Below are 23,506 nucleotides of genomic sequence, written 5' to 3'. Positions count from 1 at the left end.
GAAGTGAAATCGAGTAGGACGGCGCACGTGAAACGTTGTCTGAACATGGGGGGACCATCCTCCAAGGCTAAATACTACTGACTGACCGATAGTGAACCAGTACCGTGAGGGAAAGGCGAAAAGAACCCCGGAGAGGGGAGTGAAATAGAACCTGAAACCGTATGCGTACAAGCAGTGGGAGCCTACTTTGTTAGGTGACTGCGTACCTTTTGTATAATGGGTCAGCGACTTATTTTCAGTGGCGAGCTTAACCGAATAGGGGAGGCGTAGCGAAAGCGAGTCTTAATAGGGCGTCTAGTCGCTGGGAATAGACCCGAAACCGGGCGATCTATCCATGGGCAGGTTGAAGGTTAGGTAACACTGACTGGAGGACCGAACCGACTACCGTTGAAAAGTTAGCGGATGACCTGTGGATCGGAGTGAAAGGCTAATCAAGCTCGGAGATAGCTGGTTCTCCTCGAAAGCTATTTAGGTAGCGCCTCGTGTATCACTGCTGGGGGTAGAGCACTGTTTCGGCTAGGGGGTCATCCCGACTTACCAAACCGATGCAAACTCCGAATACCAGCAAGTGTCAGCACGGGAGACACACGGCGGGTGCTAACGTCCGTCGTGAAAAGGGAAACAACCCAGACCGTCAGCTAAGGTCCCAAAGTCATGGTTAAGTGGGAAACGATGTGGGAAGGCTTAGACAGCTAGGAGGTTGGCTTAGAAGCAGCCATCCTTTAAAGAAAGCGTAATAGCTCACTAGTCGAGTCGGCCTGCGCGGAAGATGTAACGGGGCTCAAACCATGCACCGAAGCTACGGGTTCAACGTAAGTTGAGCGGTAGAGGAGCGTTCTGTAAGCCTGTGAAGGTGAGTTGAGAAGCTTGCTGGAGGTATCAGAAGTGCGAATGCTGACATGAGTAACGACAATGCGAGTGAAAAACTCGCACGCCGAAAGACCAAGGGTTCCTGCGCAACGTTAATCGACGCAGGGTGAGTCGGTCCCTAAGGCGAGGCTGAAAAGCGTAGTCGATGGGAAACGGGTTAATATTCCCGTACTTCTGGTTACTGCGATGGGGGGACGGAGAAGGCTAGGCCAGCTTGGCGTTGGTTGTCCAAGTTTAAGGCGGTAGACAGGGATCTTAGGTAAATCCGGGATCTCAATGTCGAGAGCTGATGACGAGCTTTCTTTTAGAAAGCGAAGTGGTTGATGCCATGCTTCCAGGAAAAGCCTCTAAGCTTCAGGTAATCAGGAACCGTACCCCAAACCGACACAGGTGGTCGGGTAGAGAATACCAAGGCGCTTGAGAGAACTCGGGTGAAGGAACTAGGCAAAATGGCACCGTAACTTCGGGAGAAGGTGCGCCGGTGAGGGTGAATGACTTGCTCAGTAAGCTCATGCCGGTCGAAGATACCAGGCCGCTGCGACTGTTTATTAAAAACACAGCACTCTGCAAACACGAAAGTGGACGTATAGGGTGTGACGCCTGCCCGGTGCCGGAAGGTTAATTGATGGGGTTAGCGCAAGCGAAGCTCTTGATCGAAGCCCCGGTAAACGGCGGCCGTAACTATAACGGTCCTAAGGTAGCGAAATTCCTTGTCGGGTAAGTTCCGACCTGCACGAATGGCGTAACGATGGCGGCGCTGTCTCCACCCGAGACTCAGTGAAATTGAAATCGCTGTGAAGATGCAGTGTATCCGCGGCTAGACGGAAAGACCCCGTGAACCTTTACTGTAGCTTTGCACTGGACTTTGAGCCTGCTTGTGTAGGATAGGTGGGAGGCTTTGAAGCGTGGACGCCAGTTCGCGTGGAGCCATCCTTGAAATACCACCCTGGCATGCTTGAGGTTCTAACTCTGGTCCGTCATCCGGATCGAGGACAGTGTATGGTGGGCAGTTTGACTGGGGCGGTCTCCTCCTAAAGAGTAACGGAGGAGTACGAAGGTGCGCTCAGACCGGTCGGAAATCGGTCGCAGAGTATAAAGGCAAAAGCGCGCTTGACTGCGAGACAGACACGTCGAGCAGGTACGAAAGTAGGTCTTAGTGATCCGGTGGTTCTGTATGGAAGGGCCATCGCTCAACGGATAAAAGGTACTCCGGGGATAACAGGCTGATACCGCCCAAGAGTTCATATCGACGGCGGTGTTTGGCACCTCGATGTCGGCTCATCACATCCTGGGGCTGAAGCCGGTCCCAAGGGTATGGCTGTTCGCCATTTAAAGTGGTACGCGAGCTGGGTTTAGAACGTCGTGAGACAGTTCGGTCCCTATCTGCCGTGGACGTTTGAGATTTGAGAGGGGCTGCTCCTAGTACGAGAGGACCGGAGTGGACGAACCTCTGGTGTTCCGGTTGTCACGCCAGTGGCACTGCCGGGTAGCTATGTTCGGAAGAGATAACCGCTGAAAGCATCTAAGCGGGAAACTTGCCTCAAGATGAGATCTCACTGGAGCCTCGAGCTCCCTGAAGGGCCGTCGAAGACTACGACGTTGATAGGCAGGGTGTGTAAGCGTTGTGAGGCGTTGAGCTAACCTGTACTAATTGCCCGTGAGGCTTGACCATATAACACCCAAACAATCTGACGATTGTGGGTCGGTCGAAGCCGACAACAGCCGAAAATTCGAATTGAACTGCAAAGCCAGACATCACATACCCAATTCGCTGTAACGACTCAACACCGATACAGCAACCGAATTGCTTGACGACCATAGAGCGTTGGAACCACCTGATCCCATCCCGAACTCAGCAGTGAAACGACGCATCGCCGATGGTAGTGTGGGGCTTCCCCATGTGAGAGTAGGTCATCGTCAAGCACCTATACCAAACCCCCGACCCGCATTCGCTGGTCGGGGGTTTGTCTTTGCTCGGCGGAAACTATCAGTCGCAAGTAAACCTGCAGGGGGAGATGCATCGAAATGGAAATTGAAAAGGTGCTACATATCCTGCAGGACGGCCGTTTCCATTCGGGCGAAGTCATAGGTAAGGAGCTCGGGATATCGAGAGCTGCTGTATGGAAAGTGTTGCAGAAGGCTAAAGAGGAAAGCGGTATCGCCATTCATCGGGTTCCAGGCAAGGGCTATCGCCTGGCTAATCCGCTTTCACTACTGGATTCATCGAGACTCCTTCCCTCGCTAGCCGAGCTCAGTTGGGCGCTCTCGCTGCGCTCACAAATAGATTCCACAAACGCTGAAGCGTTAAGGCTAATGGCGGGGCGGTCCAGGCAGCCACTCGTTGTGCTGGCTGAGGCGCAATCCAATGGGCGTGGTCGCCGAGGTCGGCATTGGGTTAGCCCCTACGGCGAAAACCTGTACTTTACCTTGGGGTGCTCTGTCGCTGGGGGCTTCGCGCAACTTGCAGGCCTGAGTCTCGTAGTTGGCATCGCCACGCTACGCGCCCTCGAGTCAGAAGGATTGGCAAACGGTGGGCTTAAGTGGCCTAACGACATCTACTCCCATGGAAAAAAAATCGCTGGGATTCTGGTCGAAATAGCTGGCGACCCGGCGGACCTGTGCCAGGTGGCAATTGGTATAGGAGTCAATGTCAATATGACCGAGTCTGCTTCTAGCATCGATCAGGAGTGGACCTCGTTGCGGCTTCAACTTGGGCGGTTCGTAGATAGGTCGGCCTTGGCTATACAGCTTGCGCAGCAACTGCAACGTTATCTCCAGCGTTTCCTAGACAGGGGCTTTCACGCATTCAAGGATGAATGGGAACAAGCCCATCTGTGGCAGGGGGAGGAATGCCTGCTGAGTACGCCGTTGACCTCAATTGAAGGAGTTGTTCTAGGTGTCGACGGGCAGGGCGGGATTAGGCTGCGAGTTGATGGTCGCGAACAGGTATTCTGTGGGGGCGAGCTTAGCTTGAGACGGATTGAATGATTCTTGAACTGGACTGCGGTAATAGTTTAATCAAATCGAGGGTGGTCTCCAATGAGGGCATGGTCCTGGCGGTAGCCTCGTCCAGAGACAAGGAGGGGTTGGCTGCCTGGCTAAGCGCAAACACTGATTGGCAAATAGCGCGTGCGCGTTTAGTTAGCGTGCGAAGCCACGAAGAAACCCAGGCGATCGCGCATTTGGTTCTAAGTTACGCCAGTGAAGGGCTGGCTCAGGCGTCGGTTGCTACGAGCTATGCCGGTGTGACGAATGGCTACGATAGACCCGAGCAGTTAGGTGTGGATCGTTGGCTTGCGATATTAGGCGCGTTCGCTCTTTGTCGGCGATCCTTTGTGGTCATCGACCTAGGGACTGCTGTTACCGTGGATCTGGTTCGCGGCAACGGAGAGCATCTTGGTGGCTATATCGCGCCTGGGCTGGCGTTGCTGCGTCGTCAGTTGTCGTCGTCCACAGGGCGTATAGCGCTGGGTGAAGGACTCCCTGTCGGCACTCTAAACGATCCGGGGCGAAACACCGAGGAAGGCGTGGATCGAGGTTGTCGGCTCATGCTGAAGGCTTATGTCCAGGCCCAGATCGAGAACGCCAGATCGATCCTAGGTGATTGCCCCAAGGTCTACCTGACGGGCGGGGATGCGGAGCTGGTCTCCGACAGCGCTTCAACCGAGCACGTGCCCGATCTAGTGTTTCGTGGGTTGGCTATCGTCTGCCCTTGAGGAGCCTGTAATGCGCTGGCTATTGCTCTTGTTGCTTACCCTCAACGTCTTTTACTACTTGGCTCATCAGCAGCAGGCGCCGTTCAGGGTTCACCAGGTTGCGCCCGTCGAGGGATACACGGCCTCGTCTTCCGCCCTTCGGCTGGTGACGGAGGCTCCGCCGCCTCTTCGCGAAAGTTCTTCCCGGGCGCCGGAGCCTGGGCTTTGTCTTTTTTTGGGCGGGTTCGATCAGGAAGCGGCGGCGCGCCAAGTTGAGCAGCGCCTGCTCAGTCTGGATATCAAGTCAGGCGTTCAGGTCATTGAAACAAACGCTGGTACTGATTATTGGGTGTATCTGCCTCCGCTTGCTTCTCGGGCCGCCTCTCTGCGTCAGCTGCGCGAGCTGCAATCTCGAAATATCGACAGCTATATCGTGACGGTTGGGGATCTGGCCAACGGAATATCCTTGGGAATTTTTACGCAGCGGGATTCTGCGGAGGCGGTCGTGGCACGCTTGAGAGACATCGACTACGAAGCCTTGATCAGAGAGTTGCCGCGTATGCACCGCAGGTACTGGGTTCGTGTTGAGCCTCGCGACAGCCATTTGGTCGATGAAGGGCTGCTTGAAGGTCTGGTGTCGAGCATGCCTGCGATGCAGCATGCTCAGATGTCGTGCGATGCCATTGCATCACCACGCGTGTTTGAATAGAATGGCGCCCGCTTCGGGAAGGCACCAATAGGTGCGCTACCAAGTGACTGACAACCTAAGCTCAAGATTTTAAATGAGAAAAAGGTTGACAGACTGAGGAAAGGCATGGAAAATGCCGCCTCACTTTGGAGGGGTTCCCGAGTGGCCAAAGGGATCAGACTGTAAATCTGACGTCATCGACTTCGAAGGTTCGAATCCTTCCCCCTCCACCAGATTAAGCGCAGGCGCAAGCTTACGCGGGTATAGTTTAGTGGTAGAACCTCAGCCTTCCAAGCTGATGATGCGGGTTCGATTCCCGCTACCCGCTCCAGCATGTGAATGTTTTTTATGCTCATGTAGCTCAGTTGGTAGAGCACACCCTTGGTAAGGGTGAGGTCAGCGGTTCAAATCCGCTCATGAGCTCCAAATCAAACAAAGGCAGATATGAGAATATCTGCCTTTGTTTTAATGGTGATCACCTAATTAGCACGATCATGGGAGGCGGTCTCGATGGCAAAAGAGAAGTTCGAACGTAACAAGCCGCACGTCAACGTCGGCACCATCGGTCACGTTGACCATGGCAAGACCACTCTGACCGCTGCGCTGACCCGCGTTTGCTCGGAAGTGTTCGGTTCCGCTCGCGTCGACTTCGACAAGATCGACAGCGCGCCGGAAGAGAAGGCTCGTGGTATCACCATCAACACCGCTCACGTAGAGTACGACTCGAACGTTCGTCACTATGCGCACGTTGACTGCCCGGGTCACGCCGACTATGTGAAGAACATGATCACCGGTGCTGCCCAGATGGACGGCGCGATCCTGGTTTGCTCGGCTGCTGACGGCCCCATGCCGCAAACGCGTGAGCACATCCTGCTGTCCCGTCAGGTAGGTGTTCCTTACATCGTCGTGTTCCTGAACAAGGCCGACATGGTCGACGACGCCGAGCTGCTGGAACTGGTCGAGATGGAAGTTCGCGACCTGCTGAGCACCTACGACTTCCCGGGCGACGACACGCCGATCATCGTTGGCTCTGCGCTGATGGCGCTGAACGGCGAAGACGAGAACGGCCTGGGCACCACTGCGGTCAAGAAGCTGGTCGAGACCCTGGACAGCTACATTCCGGAGCCGGTGCGTGCTATCGACAAGCCGTTCCTGATGCCGATCGAAGACGTGTTCTCGATCTCCGGTCGCGGTACCGTGGTTACCGGTCGTGTCGAGCGCGGCATCATCAAGGTGCAGGAAGAGATCGAAATCGTTGGTCTGCGTCCGACCACCAAGACTACCTGTACGGGTGTCGAGATGTTCCGCAAGCTGCTCGACGAAGGTCGTGCGGGCGAGAACTGCGGTGTGCTGCTGCGTGGCACCAAGCGTGACGAGGTTGAGCGTGGTCAGGTTCTGGCCAAGCCGGGCACCATCAAGCCGCACACCAAGTTCGAAGCGGAAGTGTACGTGCTGTCCAAGGAAGAAGGTGGTCGTCACACCCCGTTCTTCAAGGGCTACCGTCCGCAGTTCTACTTCCGTACCACCGACGTGACCGGTTCGTGCGAACTGCCGGAAGGCGTTGAGATGGTTATGCCGGGCGACAACATCAAGATGGTTGTCACCCTGATCAAGCCGATCGCCATGGAAGATGGCCTGCGCTTCGCTATTCGCGAAGGTGGTCGTACCGTTGGTGCCGGCGTGGTCGCTAAGGTTGTTGAATAATTAGTTGATATAGCCTCTGCAGGTCGGCATAATAGTCGGCCTGTCTCTTTCTAGGCCAGTAGCTCAATTGGCAGAGCGGCGGTCTCCAAAACCGCAGGTTGGGGGTTCGATTCCCTCCTGGCCTGCCAACTTTCAAATTGAAAGTCCGGCAGTCTTTAGAAGGTTCTAGCAGATGAATGTCAAGGCTGAGGCCAAAGACTCGCGCTTCGATCTGGTGAAGTGGCTTGTAGTGGCTGCTTTGGTTCTGGTTGCTGTCGTGGGTAATCAGTTCTATTCCGCAGAGCCGATTCTCTATCGCGTCCTGGCGCTTGTTGCTGTCGCTGCTGTCGCTGGCTTTGTGGCCTTTCAGACTTCGAAGGGGCGTGCATTCGGTGTCCTCCTTAAAGAGGCGCGCATCGAGATTCGCAAGGTCGTTTGGCCGACTCGCCAGGAGACTACGCAGACCACACTGATCGTTGTGGTTGTGGTCCTGGTCATGGCCTTGCTGTTGTGGGGGCTCGACTCGCTGCTGGGTTGGCTGGTTTCCATGATCGTAGGTTAAGGATGTCTCGTGGCTAAGCGTTGGTATGTTGTGCATGCTTATTCGGGTTATGAAAAGCATGTGATGCGCTCGCTGGTCGAGCGCGTCAAGCTTGCAGGCATGGAAGAGTTTTTTGGCGAGATTCTCGTGCCCACCGAAGAGGTGGTGGAGATGCGCAACGGGCAGAAGCGCAAGAGTGAGCGCAAATTCTTCCCAGGCTACGTGTTGGTTCAGATGGATATGAATGAAGGCACTTGGCACCTGGTGAAGGATACCCCGCGTGTCATGGGCTTCATCGGTGGTACCGCTGATAAGCCTGCGCCTATCACTGATCGAGAGGCTGAGGCGATTCTGCGTCGGGTTGCTGATGGCAGTGATAAGCCGAAGCCCAAGACCCTGTTCGAGCCAGGTGAAGTGGTTCGGGTTGTGGACGGGCCGTTTGCCGACTTCAACGGCGTCGTTGAAGAGGTCAATTACGAGAAGAGCCGCATTCAGGTTGCGGTGCTGATTTTCGGGCGTTCCACTCCGGTGGAGCTCGAGTTCAGTCAGGTCGAAAAGGTCTGACGGAAAATTGCATCCCTGACCCCCGCTGCCAGCAGGCTGCGGGGTTTTTTGTCGGCGAGATGCTGGTAAGGGGAGCCGAAAGGCGTCTAACCCAAGAACGGAGTAGCTAATGGCTAAGAAAATTCAAGCTTATATCAAGCTTCAGGTTAAGGCCGGTCAGGCCAACCCGTCGCCGCCGGTCGGTCCTGCGCTCGGTCAGCATGGTGTCAATATCATGGAGTTCTGCAAGGCCTTCAATGCCCGTACGCAGGGGCAGGAGCCTGGTCTGCCTACTCCGGTGATCATCACTGTTTATAGCGACCGGAGCTTCACGTTCGAGACCAAGAGCACCCCGGCAGCAGTGCTGCTGAAGAAGGCTGCTGGTATCACCAGTGGCTCCGCTCGTCCGAACACTCAGAAGGTGGGCACTGTTACGCGCGCCCAGCTGGAAGAGATCGCCAAGACCAAGAATGCCGATCTGACCGCTGCTGACCTCGAGGCTGCTGTGCGCACCATCGCTGGTTCTGCTCGCAGCATGGGTCTGAACGTGGAGGGTGTGTAATGGCTAAGTTGACCAAGCGCCAGAAGGCCATTGCCGCCAAGGTTGAGGCTGGCAAGCAGTACGGTTTCGAGGAGGCCGCCGGCTTGCTCGCCGAGTTGTCGGCTGTGAAGTTCACCGAGTCGTTTGATATCGCGATCAACCTGGGTGTCGATCCGCGCAAATCCGACCAGGTCGTCCGTGGTGCGACCGTTCTGCCTAACGGTACTGGCAAGAGCGTACGGGTTGCCGTTTTCACGCAGGGGCCGGCGGCCGAAGCAGCTCTGGCTGCGGGTGCTGACCGCGTTGGTATGGACGATCTGGCTGCCGAAATGAAGGGCGGCGATCTGAGCTATGACGTGGTCATCGCGTCCCCGGATGCCATGCGCGTCGTAGGTCAGCTGGGTCAGGTTCTCGGCCCGCGTGGTTTGATGCCGAACCCGAAGGTTGGCACGGTCACGCCTGATGTCGCCACGGCTGTGAAAAACGCCAAGGCTGGTCAGGTGCGCTTCCGTACCGATAAGAACGGTATCATTCACACTTCGGTCGGCAAGGTTGGCTTCGCTCCGGAGCAGCTCAAGCAGAACGTTGAGGCTCTGCTGGCGGATCTGAAGCGCCTGAAGCCTTCGACCTCCAAGGGTATCTATGTCAAGCGCGTGACCCTGAGCACCACTATGGGGCCGGGGCTGATTATCGACCAGGCTTCTCTCGAGGCGTGAGTTCGGCGGAGCCCGCTTGGCGGGCTCTGCATTAAATTGGGGTCCCTGCCTGGCGGGGGCTATCCAAGACCGTAGGCGGCGCAAGCCTTAAACGTGAAAGCCTACGCAGAGGTGCTCCCGATTCATACCGAATCGACACCAACACCCGTCCGGCTCCGCCGGATGAACCGGTAAACACCAGGAGTTAAACCCGTGGCAATCAAGCTCGAAGACAAGAAAGCCATCGTCGCTGAAGTCAACGAGGCTGCCAATGCTGCCCTGTCCGCTGTCGTGGCCGATGCCCGTGGCGTGACTGTAGGGGCCATGACCGGACTCCGTAAAGAGGCCCGCGAGGCTGGTGTGTACGTGCGAGTCGTACGTAACACTCTGCTACGCCGAGCCGTCGAAGGCACCCAGTTTGAAGTGCTGAATGACGTGTTCAAGGGCCCGACCCTGATTGCGTTCTCCAACGAGCATCCGGGCGCAGCCGCTCGCATCTTCAAGGAGTTCTCCAAGGGTCAGGACAAGTTCGAGATCAAGGCCGCTGCATTCGAGGGTCAGTTCCTCGCAGCCAACCAGATCGACGTACTGGCAACCCTGCCGACCTACGATGAAGCCGTGGCTCAGCTGATGAGCGTCATCCAGGGCGCAACCAGCAAGCTGGCTCGCACGCTGGCGGCTATTCGCGACCAGAAAGAAGCTGCTGCTGCCTGATAGGCACGGTCTCTTTCAGCTTTCTTACTTATTCAGATGGCTTCAAGCCGTCGCCCCAATACAGGAATTAGAGTCATGGCTCTTACCAACGAAGATATCATCAACGCCGTTTCCGAAATGTCCGTGATGCAGGTCGTCGAACTGATCAAGGCAATGGAAGAGAAGTTCGGTGTGACCGCTGCTGCTGCCGTTGCCGCTGCTCCGGCCGCTGCCGCTGCTGCTGCTGAAGAGCAGACCGAGTTCACCATCGTTCTGGCCGAAGCCGGCGACAAGAAGGTCAACGTGATCAAGGCTGTTCGCGAACTGACCGGCCTGGGCCTGAAAGAAGCCAAGGCTGTCGTTGACGGCGCCCCGGGCGTGGTCAAGGAAGGCGTTTCGAAAGAAGAAGCCGAAGCTGCCAAGAAGGCTCTGGAAGAAGCAGGCGCCAAAGTCGAGCTCAAGTAAGCGACGACTTTGCGTCTACAGCCGAAACGCTACGCGTGAGGCTGACGGCTGGTGGCTTTGGCCACCGGCCTTTTTCCGTTATGGCTGACGATGTCGGTCCATGACGGTCCATCCGGACCAGGATGGTGCGAACCTCGATTCGCAAGATTTTCTGGCTGCTCCCGCCGGGAGAGGCCAACAAGCAGGTGACCAAGCTGGGGAACGCTGATGGCTTACTCATACACTGAGAAAAAACGTATCCGCAAGGACTTTAGCAAGTTACCGCACGTAATGGACGTGCCGTATCTTTTGGCCATCCAGCTGGATTCGTATCGCGAATTCCTGCAGGCAGGAGCTACCAAAGATCAGTTCCGTGACATTGGCTTGCACGCGGCCTTCAAATCCGTTTTCCCGATTATCAGTTACTCTGGCAACGCGGCGCTGGAGTATGTCGGCTACCGTCTGGGCGAGCCTGCCTTCGACGTGAAAGAGTGCGTTCTGCGCGGCGTCACCTTCGCAGTCCCGTTGCGGGTCAAGGTGCGCCTGATCATTTTCGACAAGGAGTCGTCGAACAAGGCCATCAAGGACATCAAGGAGCAGGAAGTCTACATGGGGGAAATCCCCCTCATGACCGAGAACGGTACCTTCATCATCAACGGTACCGAGCGCGTGATCGTTTCCCAGCTGCATCGTTCGCCTGGTGTTTTCTTCGATCACGACCGCGGCAAGACGCACAGCTCCGGTAAGCTGCTCTATTCTGCGCGGATCATTCCGTACCGCGGCTCCTGGCTGGACTTCGAGTTCGACCCCAAGGATGCGGTATTCGTCCGTATCGACCGCCGCCGCAAGCTGCCGGCGAGTGTGCTGCTGCGCGCACTCAACTACAGCACCGAGGAAATCCTCACGGCGTTCTACGATACGAACGTGTTCCATGTTCGTGGCGAGCAACTTGCGCTGGAGCTGGTGCCGCAGCGGCTGCGCGGTGAAATCGCTACGTTCGACATCACCGATGGCAGTGGCAAGGTTATCGTCGAGCAGGGGCGCCGTATCACTGCGCGCCATATCAACCAGCTCGACAAGTCCGGCATCAAAGAGCTGGTAATGCCGATGGACTATGTCCTCGGTCGTACCGTAGCCAAGGCGATCGTGCATCCGTCTACCGGAGAGATCATCGCCGAATGCAACACCGAACTGACCGTCGAAGCCTTGGCCAAGATCGTCAAAGCGGGCGTGGTGCGTTTCGAGACGTTGTATACCAACGATATCGATTGCGGTCCGTTCATTTCCGACACGCTGAAGATCGACTCGACCACCAACCAGCTAGAGGCGCTGGTAGAAATCTACCGCATGATGCGTCCTGGTGAGCCGCCAACCAAGGATGCCGCCGAAACGCTGTTCAACAACTTGTTCTTCACGGCTGAGCGCTACGACCTGTCGGCCGTCGGCCGGATGAAGTTCAACCGCCGCATCGGTCGTGCCGAGATCGAAGGCTCCGGCGTGTTGAGCCGTGAGGACATCGTTGCGGTACTCAAGACTCTGGTCGATATCCGTAACGGCAAAGGCATCGTCGATGACATCGACCACCTGGGTAACCGGCGTGTGCGTTGTGTCGGTGAAATGGCCGAGAACCAGTTCCGCGTCGGCCTGGTGCGCGTCGAGCGCGCGGTCAAGGAACGCCTGTCGATGGCCGAGAGCGAAGGCCTGATGCCGCAGGACCTGATCAACGCCAAGCCGGTCGCGGCGGCGGTGAAGGAGTTCTTCGGCTCCAGCCAGCTCTCGCAGTTCATGGACCAGAACAACCCGCTGTCCGAGATCACCCACAAGCGCCGCGTCTCTGCACTCGGCCCGGGCGGTCTGACCCGCGAGCGCGCCGGCTTCGAAGTCCGCGACGTGCACCCGACCCATTACGGCCGCGTGTGCCCGATCGAAACCCCTGAAGGTCCGAACATCGGTCTGATCAACTCGCTGGCCGCCTATGCCCGCACCAACCAGTACGGCTTCCTGGAAAGCCCGTATCGTGTGGTCAAGGACGGCGAGGTCACCGACGAGATCGTGTTCCTGTCGGCAATCGAAGAAGCCGATCATGTCATTGCGCAGGCATCGGCGAAGCTTGATGGCCGTAAGCTGGTCGACGAACTCGTCGCCGTACGTCACCTGAACGAGTTCACCGTAAAAGCGCCGGAAGACGTGACGCTGATGGACGTGTCGCCGAAACAGGTCGTTTCGGTCGCGGCCTCGCTGATTCCGTTCCTCGAGCACGACGACGCCAACCGCGCCCTCATGGGTTCGAACATGCAGCGTCAGGCGGTGCCGACCCTGCGCTCGGACAAGCCGTTGGTGGGTACCGGCATGGAGCGCAACGTCGCCCGGGATTCCGGTGTCTGCGTCGTTGCCCGACGTGGTGGGGTGATCGATTCGGTCGATGCCAGCCGCATCGTGGTTCGCGTGAACGATGATGAGGTCGAGACCGGCGAGGCCGGTGTGGATATCTACAACCTCACCAAGTACACGCGCTCCAACCAGAACACCTGCATCAATCAGCGTCCGCTGGTACAGAAGGGCGATCAGGTGGCTCGTGGCGACATCATGGCGGATGGTCCGTCCACCGACATGGGCGAGCTGGCGCTGGGCCAGAACATGCGCGTCGCATTCATGCCGTGGAATGGCTTCAACTTCGAAGACTCCATCTGCCTGTCCGAACGCGTTGTTCAGGAAGATCGCTTTACCACGATCCATATCCAGGAGCTGACCTGTGTGTCGCGTGACACCAAGCTCGGCCCGGAAGAGATCACCGCGGATATCCCTAACGTGGGTGAGGCTGCACTGAACAAGCTGGACGAGGCCGGTATCGTCTACGTCGGTGCCGAAGTCGGCCCCGGTGACATCCTGGTCGGCAAGGTCACGCCGAAGGGCGAGACCCAGCTGACGCCGGAAGAGAAACTGCTGCGCGCGATCTTTGGCGAGAAGGCCAGCGACGTGAAGGACACCTCCCTGCGTGTACCGACCGGTACCAAGGGCACCGTCATCGACGTGCAGGTCTTCACCCGTGACGGCGTGGAGCGTGATTCGCGTGCGCTGGCTATCGAGAAGATGCAGCTCGACGAGATTCGCAAGGACCTCAACGAAGAGTTTCGCATCGTCGAAGGTGCGACCTTCGAACGTCTGCGTTCGGCGCTGGTCGGTGCGACCGCCGAAGGCGGCGCGGGCTTGAAGAAAGGTACCGAGCTGAACGACGAGGTGCTCGACGGGCTGGAGCGCCACCAGTGGTTCAAGCTGCGCATGGCCGACGACGCGCTCAACGAGCAGCTGGAAAAGGCTCAGGCCTACCTGTCCGATCGCCGTCAGCTGCTCGATGAAAAGTTCGAGGACAAGAAGCGCAAGCTGCAGCAGGGCGACGACCTGGCTCCGGGCGTGCTGAAGATTGTCAAGGTCTACCTGGCGATCAAGCGCCGCATCCAGCCGGGCGACAAGATGGCTGGTCGCCACGGTAACAAGGGTGTGGTCTCGGTGATCATGCCGGTCGAGGACATGCCTCACGACGCCAATGGCGTGCCGGTGGACATCGTGCTCAACCCGCTGGGCGTACCGTCGCGCATGAACGTCGGTCAGATCCTCGAAACCCACCTGGGCCTTGCGGCCAAGGGCCTGGGCGAGAAGATCAACCTGATGCTCGAAGAGCAGCGCAAGGTGATCGAGCTGCGCAAGTTCCTGCACGAGATCTACAACGAGATCGGCGGTCGTCAGGAGAACCTTGACGAGCTGAGCGACCAGGAGGTGCTCGCTCTGGCGGAGAACCTGCGCAAGGGCGTGCCGATGGCGACCCCGGTGTTCGACGGCGCCAAGGAGCGCGAGATCAAGGCGATGCTCAAGCTCGCCGATCTGCCCGAGAGCGGCCAGATGCAGCTGTATGATGGCCGGACCGGCAATGCGTTCGAGCGCACCACTACTGTCGGCTACATGTACATGCTGAAGCTGAACCACCTGGTCGACGACAAGATGCACGCGCGTTCCACCGGTTCCTACAGCCTGGTTACCCAGCAGCCGCTGGGCGGCAAGGCGCAGTTCGGTGGTCAGCGCTTCGGGGAGATGGAGGTCTGGGCGCTGGAAGCTTATGGCGCTGCCTACACCCTGCAGGAAATGCTCACGGTCAAGTCGGACGACGTGAACGGGCGGACCAAGATGTACAAGAACATCGTGGACGGCGATCACCGCATGGAGGCCGGTATGCCGGAATCCTTCAACGTGTTGATCAAAGAAATCCGCTCGCTCGGTATCGATATCGATCTGGAAACCGAATAACCACGCACCGCCCACGCGGCGCCGGCGCGAGCCGGCTGCCGCAGGTCCGTGAGGAGGAAAGGCCTTGAAAGACTTGCTTAATCTGTTGAAAAACCAGGGTCAAATCGAAGAGTTCGATGCCATCAAGATTGCCCTGGCTTCGCCTGAGATGATCCGTTCGTGGTCGTTCGGTGAGGTGAAGAAGCCCGAGACCATCAACTACCGTACGTTCAAGCCCGAGCGCGACGGCCTGTTCTGCGCCAAGATCTTCGGCCCGGTCAAGGACTACGAGTGCCTGTGCGGCAAGTACAAGCGCCTGAAGCACCGCGGCGTGATCTGTGAGAAGTGCGGCGTCGAAGTCGCGCTGGCCAAGGTGCGCCGCGAGCGCATGGCTCACATCGAACTGGCTTCGCCGGTTGCTCACATCTGGTTCCTGAAGTCGCTGCCGTCCCGTATCGGTCTGCTGCTGGACATGACCCTGCGCGACATCGAGCGTGTGCTCTATTTCGAGAGCTACGTGGTCATCGATCCGGGCATGACCACGCTGGAAAAAGGTCAGCTGCTCAACGATGAGCAGTACTTCGAAGCGCTGGAAGAGTTCGGCGACGATTTCGATGCCCGCATGGGTGCCGAGGCCGTGCGTGAGCTGCTGGGCCAGATCGATCTGGAGCACGAGATCAACCGTCTGCGGGAAGAGATTCCGCAGACCAACTCGGAAACCAAGATCAAGAAGCTGTCCAAGCGGCTGAAGCTGATGGAGGCCTTCCACGGCTCGGGCAACCTGCCCGAGTGGATGGTGCTGACCGTCCTGCCTGTGCTGCCGCCGGACCTGCGTCCGCTGGTTCCGCTCGATGGCGGCCGCTTCGCGACCTCGGATCTCAACGATCTGTATCGCCGGGTGATCAACCGGAACAACCGTCTGAAGCGTCTGCTCGATCTGGCCGCGCCGGACATCATCGTGCGCAACGAAAAGCGCATGCTGCAGGAAGCGGTCGACGCGCTGCTGGACAACGGTCGCCGTGGCCGTGCCATCACCGGCTCGAACAAGCGCCCGCTCAAGTCGCTGGCCGACATGATCAAGGGCAAGCAAGGTCGTTTCCGCCAGAACCTGCTGGGTAAGCGCGTCGACTATTCTGGCCGTTCGGTTATCACCGTAGGCCCGACCCTGCGCCTGCACCAGTGCGGTCTGCCGAAGAAAATGGCACTCGAGCTGTTCAAGCCGTTCATTTTCGGCAAGCTCGAAGCCAAAGGCATGGCTACCACGATCAAGGCCGCCAAGAAGATGGTCGAGCGTGAGCTGCCCGAGGTCTGGGACGTGCTCGCCGAGGTCATCCGCGAACATCCGGTCCTGCTCAACCGCGCGCCGACCCTGCACCGACTGGGCATTCAGGCGTTCGAACCGGTGCTGATCGAGGGTAAGGCAATCCAGCTGCATCCACTGGTATGTGCCGCGTACAACGCTGACTTCGACGGCGACCAGATGGCCGTGCACGTCCCGCTGACCCTCGAGGCTCAGCTGGAGGCGCGTGCCCTGATGATGTCGACGAACAACGTGCTGTCGCCGGCCAACGGCGAGCCGATCATCGTGCCGTCGCAGGACGTGGTTCTCGGTCTGTATTACATGACCCGAGAGGCCGTCAACGCCAAGGGTGAAGGCCGTGTCTTCGCCGATCTGCAGGAAGTCGACCGCGTGTTCCGTGCGGGCGAGGCGTCGTTGCATGCGCGTGTGAAAGTGCGCATCAACGAGACCATCAACGAGCGTGATGGCAGCGTCACGCGCAATACCCGCATCGTCGACACCACGGTTGGCCGCGCGCTGCTGTTCCAGATCGTTCCGGCTGGCATGCCGTTCGATGTGGTCAACCAGCCGATGAAGAAAAAGGCTATTTCCAAGCTGATCAACCAGGCCTACCGTACCGTGGGCCTGAAAGACACGGTGATCTTCGCCGACCAGCTGATGTACACCGGTTTCGCCTACTCGACCCTGTCCGGCGTCTCCATCGGCGTCAATGACTTCGTCATCCCTGATGAGAAGGCGCGCATCATCGATGCGGCGACCGAAGAAGTGAAGGAGATCGAAAGCCAGTACGCCTCCGGTCTGGTTACCCAGGGCGAGAAGTACAACAAGGTGATCGACCTCTGGTCGAAAGCGAACGACGAAGTCTCCAAGGCGATGATGGCCAACCTTTCGAAAGAGAAGGTCGTCGATCGCGAAGGCAAGGAAGTGGAGCAGGACTCGTTCAACTCCATGTACATGATGGCCGACTCCGGTGCGCGGGGTTCCGCAGCGCAGATTCGCCAGCTGGCCGGTATGCGCGGCCTGATGGCCAAGCCGGACGGCTCGATCATCGAGACCCCGATCACCGCGAACTTCCGTGAGGGTCTGAACGTACTCCAGTACTTCATTTCGACCCACGGTGCACGTAAGGGTCTGGCCGACACCGCGCTGAAGACTGCCAACTCCGGTTATCTGACCCGCCGTCTGGTCGACGTCGCTCAGGACCTGGTCGTAACCGAGCATGACTGTGGCACCGAGCAGGGCCTGCACATGACTCCGCACATCGAGGGTGGCGACGTCGTCGAGCCGCTGGGTGAGCGGGTGCTGGGCCGGGTCATCGCGCGCGATGTGCTCAAGCCGGGCACCGAAGAAGTGCTGGTTCCGGCCGGTACCCTGATCGACGAGCAATGGGTCGACTTCATCGAGCTGAACAGCATCGACGAAGTGGTCGTGCGTTCGCCGATCAGCTGCGAAACCCGCTATGGCATCTGCTCGAAGTGCTACGGCCGCGACCTGGCCCGTGGCCATCTGGTCAATATCGGCGAAGCGGTCGGTGTCATCGCGGCTCAGTCGATCGGTGAGCCGGGTACCCAGCTGACCATGCGTACCTTCCACATCGGTGGTGCGGCGAGCCGGACCTCGGCTGTCGATAACGTACTGGTGAAGAATGGCGGTGTGATCCGCCTGCACAACCTCAAGTACGTCGAGCGTGCCGACGGCGCGCTGATTGCAGTGTCGCGTTCCGGTGAGCTGGCGGTTGCCGACGACTTCGGTCGAGAGCGCGAGCGCTACAAGCTGCCGTACGGTGCCGTTATTTCGGTCAAGGAAGGTGACAAGGTCGAGGCGGGGGCTGTCGTGGCCAAGTGGGACCCGCACACCCACCCGATCGTCACCGAGATGAAGGGGCGCGTGACCTTCGTCGGTATGGAAGAGAACATCACCATCAAGCGTCAGACCGACGAGCTGACGGGTCTGACCAACATCGAGGTGATGGATCCGAAGGACCGTCCGGCTGCCGGCAAGGATATTCGTCCGGCCGTGAAGCTGGTCGATGCCAGTGGCAAGGACCTGCTGCTGCCGGGCACCGACGTTCCGGCTCAGTACTTCCTGCCCGCCAATGCGCTGGTCGGTGTGGCCGATGGTGCCGAGGTGGGCGTGGGCGACGTCATCGCACGTATCCCGCAGGAAACCTCCAAGACCCGCGACATCACCGGTGGTCTGCCTCGCGTAGCCGACCTGTTCGAGGCGCGCCGTCCGAAGGAGCCTTCGATTCTGGCCGAGATCAGCGGCACGATTTCGTTCGGCAAGGAAACCAAGGGCAAGCGTCGTCTGGTCATCACGCCGACCGATGGTAGCGATCCGTACGAAGAGCTGATTCCGAAGTGGCGTCACCTCAACGTCTTCGAAGGCGAGCAGGTGAACAAGGGCGAAGTGATTTCCGACGGCCCGAGCAACCCGCACGACATCCTGCGACTGCTGGGCGTCAGTGCACTGGCGCGCTACATCGTCAACGAGATCCAGGACGTTTACCGCCTGCAGGGCGTAAAGATCAACGACAAGCACATCGAGACCATCCTGCGGCAGATGCTGCGCAAGGTCGAGATCACCGAGTCGGGCGATTCCAGCTTCATCAAGGGTGATCAGATGGAGCTGACTCAGGTGCTGGAAGAGAACGAGCGCTTGAGTGAAGAGGACAAGTTCGTCGCCAAGTATGTGCGCGTCCTGCTGGGTATCACCAAGGCATCGCTGTCGACCGAGTCGTTCATCTCCGCAGCGTCCTTCCAGGAGACCACTCGCGTACTCACCGAGGCGGCAGTGACTGGCAAGCGCGACTATCTGCGTGGTCTGAAGGAAAACGTGGTCGTCGGTCGTCTGATCCCGGCGGGTACCGGTCTGGCCTATCACAGCGAGCGCAAGCGCAAGCGTGATGCCGACAAGCCGGTACGGGTGAGTGCTGATGAAGTGGAAGCAGCGCTGACCGAAGCGCTGAACTCCAGCGGTAGCTGAGCAAGTAGGCTCCGACGCTGTCGGGGCCTGCCTTGACGGGGTATGAGAAGCTCTTTAGACTCTCGTTCCCTTAATTTGGCGGGGCTACGAGCCCTGCCATTTTTCGTTTGTGTCGAAAGACAACAGTGGAGCTAGTAGATGGCAACTATCAACCAGCTGGTACGCCAGCCGCGCAAGCGCGTCGTCGAAAAGAGCGACGTACCTGCGCTGCAGAACTGCCCGCAACGTCGTGGCGTGTGCACTCGCGTGTACACCACCACGCCGAAGAAACCGAACTCCGCACTGCGTAAGGTGTGCCGTGTTCGTCTGACCAATGGCTATGAAGTCGCCTCCTACATCGGTGGTGAGGGTCATAACCTGCAAGAGCACAGTGTGGTGCTGATCCGTGGCGGTCGTGTAAAGGACCTGCCGGGTGTGCGTTACCACACCGTACGTGGTTCGCTGGATACCTCCGGCGTGAAGGACCGCAAGCAGGGCCGTTCCAAGTACGGCGCCAAGCGTCCGAAGTAAGCAGTATTTCTATTTATCTGAGTCGATAAGAGTAAGGTCGGGCGTAACAGGCCGTTACCGTCCCGAGCTAACCTGAAGACCGTTTGAGGGCTTATCAATGCCAAGACGTCGTGTAGCAGCCAAGCGCGAGATCCTGGACGATCCGAAGTACGGAAGTCTGATCCTGGCCAAGTTCATGAACCACGTGATGGAAAGCGGCAAGAAGGCCGTGGCCGAGCGTATCGTTTACGGTGCGCTGGACAAGGTCAAGGAACGCAAGAACAGCGATCCCCTGGAAGTCTTCGAAAAAGCACTCGATGCCATCGCTCCGCTGGTCGAAGTCAAGTCCCGCCGTGTCGGCGGTGCCACCTACCAGGTTCCGGTCGAAGTTCGTCCGTCCCGTCGTAATGCCCTGGCCATGCGCTGGCTGGTCGACGCTGCGCGCAAGCGTGGCGAGAAATCCATGGCGCTGCGTCTCGCTGGCGAACTGCTGGATGCTTTTGAAGGTAAAGGCGCTGCCGTGAAGAAGCGCGAAGACGTGCATCGTATGGCCGAGGCCAACAAGGCGTTCTCGCACTACCGCTTCTAATTCAAGCGCAATTTCTACGAGGACCTTATTTTGGCTCGTACTACCCCGATTAACCGCTACCGTAACATCGGTATCTGCGCGCACGTCGATGCGGGCAAGACCACTACCACGGAGCGTGTTCTGTTTTATACCGGCGTCAACCACAAGCTGGGCGAGGTTCACGACGGCGCAGCGACCACCGACTGGATGGTGCAGGAGCAGGAGCGTGGTATCACCATCACCTCCGCGGCCGTCACGACTTTCTGGCAGGGCTCGCGTGCCCAGTTCCCGGACAAGTACCGCATCAACGTTATCGACACCCCCGGTCACGTTGACTTCACCATCGAAGTGGAGCGTTCGCTGCGCGTGCTCGATGGCGCTGTCGTGGTCTTCTGCGGCACCTCTGGTGTGGAGCCTCAGTCGGAAACGGTTTGGCGTCAGGCCAACAAGTACGGCGTGCCGCGTATCGTCTACGTGAACAAGATGGACCGCCAGGGCGCCAACTTCCTGCGCGTGGTCGAGCAGATCAAGAAGCGCCTGGGGCACACCCCGGTGCCGGTCCAGCTTGCCATCGGCGCGGAAGAGAACTTCCAGGGGCAGATCGACCTGATCAAGATGAAGGCGATCTACTGGAACGACGAAGACAAGGGCATGACCTATCGCGAGGAAGAGATTCCTGCGGAGCTCGCCGAGCTGGCTGCCGAGTACCGTTCCAACATGGTCGAGTCGGCTGCCGAAGCCAACGAAGAGCTGATGAACAAGTACCTCGAGGAGGGCGATCTCTCCAATGAGGAGATCAAGGCCGGCCTCCGTCAGCGTACCTTGGCTTGTGAAATCGTTCCGGCTGTTTGCGGTTCCTCCTTCAAGAACAAGGGCGTTCCCCTGGTTCTCGATGCGGTGATCGACTTCCTGCCGGCTCCGGACGAAGTGCCGTCGATCAAGGGTGTCAGCCCTGACAACGATGAGATCGTCGACGAGCGTCACTCTTCCGATGATGAGCCGTTTGCTGCTCTGGCGTTCAAGATCGCCACCGATCCGTTCGTTGGTACTTTGACCTTCGTGCGTGTCTACTCCGGTGTATTGTCGTCGGGCGACTCGGTGATCAATTCGGTCAAGAGCAAGAAAGAGCGCGTCGGGCGGATGGTGCAGATGCACGCCAACCAGCGTGAAGAGATCAAGGAATGTCGTGCCGGCGATATCGCCGCGCTGATCGGCATGAAGGATGTCACCACTGGTGATACGCTTTGTGACCCTGACAAGCAGATCGTGCTCGAGCGCATGGATTTCCCGGAGCCGGTGATTCACGTCGCCGTTGAGCCGAAGACCAAGGCTGACCAGGAGAAGATGGGCATTGCTCTGGGCAAGCTCGCTCAGGAAGATCCGTCGTTCCGCGTCAAGACCGACGAAGAGTCCGGCCAGACCATCATTGGTGGTATGGGTGAGCTTCACCTGGACATCATTGTCGACCGGATGAAGCGTGAGTTCGGTGTCGAGGCCAACATCGGCAAGCCGCAGGTTGCCTATCGCGAGATGATCCGCAACAAGTGCGAGATCGAAGGCAAGTTTGTTCGTCAGTCCGGTGGTCGTGGCCAGTTCGGTCATTGCTGGATTCGCTTCGAGCCCTCCGACGAAGGTCAGGAAGGTCTGGAGTTCAAGAACGAAGTCGTCGGTGGTGTGGTTCCGAAGGAATACATCCCGGCAATCCAGAAAGGTATCGAGGAGCAGATGAAGAACGGCGTTCTCGCCGGTTATCCGCTGCTCGGCCTGAAAGCCACCGTCTTCGATGGTTCTTACCACGACGTGGACTCCAACGAGATGGCGTTCAAGATCGCGGCTTCCATGGCGACCAAGCAGCTTTCCCAGAAGGGTGGCGCGGTACTGCTCGAGCCGATCATGAAGGTCGAGGTGGTCACTCCCGAGGATTACATGGGCGACGTGATGGGCGACCTGAACCGTCGTCGCGGCCTGATCCAAGGCATGGAAGACACCGTTTCCGGCAAGGTTATCCGTGCCGAGGTGCCGCTGGGTGAGATGTTCGGTTACGCTACGGACGTTCGCTCCATGTCGCAGGGTCGTGCAAGCTACTCCATGGAGTTCTCGAAGTACGCGGAAGCGCCGGCCAACATCGCCGAAGCTATCATCAAAAAACAAGGTTGATTCAGCCCTTTAAGTAAGAGGTTTACTGTCGTGGCTAAGGAAAAATTCGAACGTAACAAACCGCACGTCAATGTCGGCACCATCGGTCACGTTGACCATGGCAAGACCACTCTGACCGCTGCGCTGACCCGCGTTTGCTCGGAAGTGTTCGGTTCCGCTCGCGTCGACTTCGACAAGATCGACAGCGCGCCGGAAGAGAAGGCTCGTGGTATCACCATCAACACCGCTCACGTAGAGTACGACTCGAACGTTCGTCACTACGCGCACGTTGACTGCCCGGGTCACGCCGACTACGTGAAGAACATGATCACCGGTGCTGCCCAGATGGACGGCGCGATCCTGGTTTGCTCGGCTGCTGACGGCCCCATGCCGCAAACGCGTGAGCACATCCTGCTGTCCCGTCAGGTAGGTGTTCCTTACATCGTCGTGTTCCTGAACAAGGCCGACATGGTCGACGACGCCGAGCTGCTGGAATTGGTCGAGATGGAAGTTCGCGACCTGCTGAGCACCTACGACTTCCCGGGTGACGACACGCCGATCATCGTTGGCTCTGCGCTGATGGCGCTGAACGGCGAAGACGAGAACGGCCTGGGCACCACTGCGGTCAAGAAGCTGGTCGAGACCCTGGACAGCTACATTCCGGAGCCGGTGCGTGCTATCGACAAGCCGTTCCTGATGCCGATCGAAGACGTGTTCTCGATCTCCGGTCGCGGTACCGTGGTTACCGGTCGTGTCGAGCGCGGCATCATCAAGGTGCAGGAAGAGATCGAAATCGTTGGTCTGCGTCCGACCACCAAGACTACCTGTACGGGTGTCGAGATGTTCCGCAAGCTGCTCGACGAAGGTCGTGCGGGCGAGAACTGCGGTGTGCTGCTGCGTGGCACCAAGCGTGACGAGGTTGAGCGTGGTCAGGTTCTGGCCAAGCCGGGCACCATCAAGCCGCACACCAAGTTCGAGGCGGAAGTGTACGTGCTGTCCAAGGAAGAAGGTGGTCGTCATACCCCGTTCTTCAAGGGCTACCGTCCGCAGTTCTACTTCCGTACCACCGACGTGACCGGTTCGTGCGAACTGCCGGAAGGCGTTGAGATGGTTATGCCGGGCGACAACATCAAGATGGTTGTCACCCTGATCAAGCCGATCGCCATGGAAGACGGCCTGCGCTTCGCTATTCGCGAAGGCGGTCGTACCGTTGGTGCCGGCGTGGTCGCCAAGGTCATCGAATAAGTTCGGTGAGTCTGGAAAAGGGCCCCTTCGGGGGCCCTTTTCTATTGCTGGTCATTTATTGACACCCCCTGGACGCATCCGTACAATTGCGCCTCCTTTTATCAGGCGTTTT

General features: G+C 58.4%; 16 protein-coding genes, 4 tRNA genes and 2 rRNA genes (1 of these 22 only partly in view). All 22 read left to right on the top strand.

The features are described from left to right. Positions 1 to 2,542, top strand: a 23S ribosomal RNA gene (locus CL52_RS17515); it begins 349 nt to the left of the window's first position. 135 nt (positions 2,543 to 2,677) lie between these two features. Continuing rightward, positions 2,678 to 2,793, top strand: a 5S ribosomal RNA gene (rrf, locus tag CL52_RS17510). Between the two features lie 108 nt (positions 2,794 to 2,901). Then, a complete protein-coding gene (birA, locus tag CL52_RS17505; protein ID WP_063613259.1) occupies positions 2,902 to 3,858 on the top strand; it encodes a bifunctional biotin--[acetyl-CoA-carboxylase] ligase/biotin operon repressor BirA in 957 nt (318 codons plus the stop codon). Then, the gene (locus CL52_RS17500) at positions 3,855 to 4,586 is read left to right on the top strand and encodes a type III pantothenate kinase (RefSeq protein ID WP_043222070.1); all 732 of its coding nucleotides are present in this window, start codon (positions 3,855 to 3,857) and stop codon (positions 4,584 to 4,586) included. The genes birA and CL52_RS17500 overlap by 4 nt, the downstream gene beginning before the upstream one ends. 10 nt (positions 4,587 to 4,596) lie before the next feature. Further along, a complete protein-coding gene (locus CL52_RS17495; protein WP_043222068.1) occupies positions 4,597 to 5,274 on the top strand; it encodes an SPOR domain-containing protein in 678 nt (225 codons plus the stop codon). A gap of 127 nt (positions 5,275 to 5,401) precedes the next feature. After that, positions 5,402 to 5,486, top strand: a tRNA-Tyr gene (locus CL52_RS17490). A 24-nt stretch (positions 5,487 to 5,510) separates the two neighbouring features. Then, positions 5,511 to 5,584: transfer RNA gene (locus CL52_RS17485), tRNA-Gly, on the top strand. A 19-nt stretch (positions 5,585 to 5,603) separates the two neighbouring features. After that, positions 5,604 to 5,679 (top strand) — tRNA-Thr (locus tag CL52_RS17480). Positions 5,680 to 5,763: 84 nt separating this feature from the next. Beyond that, entirely contained in the window at positions 5,764 to 6,957 is a 1,194-nt protein-coding gene (tuf, locus tag CL52_RS17475) for an elongation factor Tu (protein ID WP_043222066.1), read from the top strand. 52 nt (positions 6,958 to 7,009) lie between these two features. Beyond that, a tRNA-Trp gene (locus CL52_RS17470) sits at positions 7,010 to 7,085 on the top strand. Between the two features lie 44 nt (positions 7,086 to 7,129). Beyond that, positions 7,130 to 7,498, top strand: coding sequence for a preprotein translocase subunit SecE (gene secE, locus CL52_RS17465; RefSeq protein ID WP_041110221.1), 369 nt, complete (start codon positions 7,130 to 7,132; stop codon positions 7,496 to 7,498). Between the two features lie 9 nt (positions 7,499 to 7,507). Next, positions 7,508 to 8,041: a transcription termination/antitermination protein NusG gene (nusG, locus tag CL52_RS17460; protein WP_041110222.1), complete on the top strand. Its 534-nt coding sequence runs from the start codon at positions 7,508 to 7,510 to the stop codon at positions 8,039 to 8,041. 109 nt (positions 8,042 to 8,150) lie between these two features. Further along, positions 8,151 to 8,582 carry a 50S ribosomal protein L11 gene (gene rplK, locus CL52_RS17455; RefSeq protein ID WP_041110223.1) on the top strand — a complete coding sequence of 144 codons (432 nt, stop codon included), beginning with the start codon at positions 8,151 to 8,153 and terminating at the stop codon, positions 8,580 to 8,582. After that, positions 8,582 to 9,277 carry a 50S ribosomal protein L1 gene (gene rplA / locus CL52_RS17450; RefSeq protein ID WP_041110224.1) on the top strand — a complete coding sequence of 232 codons (696 nt, stop codon included), beginning with the start codon at positions 8,582 to 8,584 and terminating at the stop codon, positions 9,275 to 9,277. Before rplK ends, rplA begins: the two co-directional genes overlap by 1 nt. A gap of 192 nt (positions 9,278 to 9,469) precedes the next feature. Next, positions 9,470 to 9,970 (top strand): 50S ribosomal protein L10, encoded by a 501-nt coding sequence (rplJ, locus tag CL52_RS17445; protein ID WP_041110225.1) that lies wholly within the window; start codon positions 9,470 to 9,472, stop codon positions 9,968 to 9,970. Positions 9,971 to 10,045: 75 nt separating this feature from the next. Next, a complete protein-coding gene (gene rplL / locus CL52_RS17440) occupies positions 10,046 to 10,414 on the top strand; it encodes a 50S ribosomal protein L7/L12 (RefSeq protein ID WP_041110226.1) in 369 nt (122 codons plus the stop codon). Between the two features lie 207 nt (positions 10,415 to 10,621). Further along, entirely contained in the window at positions 10,622 to 14,692 is a 4,071-nt protein-coding gene (gene rpoB, locus CL52_RS17435) for a DNA-directed RNA polymerase subunit beta (RefSeq protein ID WP_041110227.1), read from the top strand. A 64-nt stretch (positions 14,693 to 14,756) separates the two neighbouring features. Continuing rightward, complete coding sequence (gene rpoC / locus CL52_RS17430; RefSeq protein WP_041110228.1) at positions 14,757 to 18,956, top strand: DNA-directed RNA polymerase subunit beta'; 4,200 nt, start codon at positions 14,757 to 14,759, stop codon at positions 18,954 to 18,956. A gap of 138 nt (positions 18,957 to 19,094) precedes the next feature. Next, positions 19,095 to 19,466: a 30S ribosomal protein S12 gene (gene rpsL, locus CL52_RS17425; RefSeq protein ID WP_003280832.1), complete on the top strand. Its 372-nt coding sequence runs from the start codon at positions 19,095 to 19,097 to the stop codon at positions 19,464 to 19,466. Between the two features lie 97 nt (positions 19,467 to 19,563). Continuing rightward, complete coding sequence (gene rpsG / locus CL52_RS17420) at positions 19,564 to 20,034, top strand: 30S ribosomal protein S7 (protein ID WP_041110229.1); 471 nt, start codon at positions 19,564 to 19,566, stop codon at positions 20,032 to 20,034. Between the two features lie 30 nt (positions 20,035 to 20,064). Beyond that, positions 20,065 to 22,170, top strand: coding sequence for an elongation factor G (fusA, locus tag CL52_RS17415; protein WP_041110230.1), 2,106 nt, complete (start codon positions 20,065 to 20,067; stop codon positions 22,168 to 22,170). Between the two features lie 30 nt (positions 22,171 to 22,200). Beyond that, positions 22,201 to 23,394 carry an elongation factor Tu gene (gene tuf / locus CL52_RS17410; RefSeq protein ID WP_043222062.1) on the top strand — a complete coding sequence of 398 codons (1,194 nt, stop codon included), beginning with the start codon at positions 22,201 to 22,203 and terminating at the stop codon, positions 23,392 to 23,394. Positions 23,395 to 23,506 lie beyond the last annotated feature (112 nt).

The organism is Stutzerimonas balearica DSM 6083 (assembly GCF_000818015.1).
GTDB classification, from domain to species: domain Bacteria; phylum Pseudomonadota; class Gammaproteobacteria; order Pseudomonadales; family Pseudomonadaceae; genus Stutzerimonas; species Stutzerimonas balearica.
The sequence above is the reverse complement of the archived record's forward strand: the minus strand, read 5'-3'. Positions and strand labels throughout refer to the sequence as shown.

Bases quoted from the DNA above. Each gene is read 5' to 3' on its own strand.
- CL52_RS17500 (WP_043222070.1), top strand. From the start codon at position 3,855: ATGATTCTTGAACTGGACTGCGGTAATAGTTTAATCAAATCGAGGGTG.
- CL52_RS17495 (WP_043222068.1), top strand. From the start codon at position 4,597: ATGCGCTGGCTATTGCTCTTGTTGCTTACCCTCAACGTCTTTTACTAC.
- tuf (WP_043222066.1), top strand. From the start codon at position 5,764: ATGGCAAAAGAGAAGTTCGAACGTAACAAGCCGCACGTCAACGTCGGC.
- secE (WP_041110221.1), top strand. From the start codon at position 7,130: ATGAATGTCAAGGCTGAGGCCAAAGACTCGCGCTTCGATCTGGTGAAG.
- rplK (WP_041110223.1), top strand. From the start codon at position 8,151: ATGGCTAAGAAAATTCAAGCTTATATCAAGCTTCAGGTTAAGGCCGGT.
- rplA (WP_041110224.1), top strand. From the start codon at position 8,582: ATGGCTAAGTTGACCAAGCGCCAGAAGGCCATTGCCGCCAAGGTTGAG.
- rplL (WP_041110226.1), top strand. From the start codon at position 10,046: ATGGCTCTTACCAACGAAGATATCATCAACGCCGTTTCCGAAATGTCC.
- rpoB (WP_041110227.1), top strand. From the start codon at position 10,622: ATGGCTTACTCATACACTGAGAAAAAACGTATCCGCAAGGACTTTAGC.
- rpsL (WP_003280832.1), top strand. From the start codon at position 19,095: ATGGCAACTATCAACCAGCTGGTACGCCAGCCGCGCAAGCGCGTCGTC.
- rpsG (WP_041110229.1), top strand. From the start codon at position 19,564: ATGCCAAGACGTCGTGTAGCAGCCAAGCGCGAGATCCTGGACGATCCG.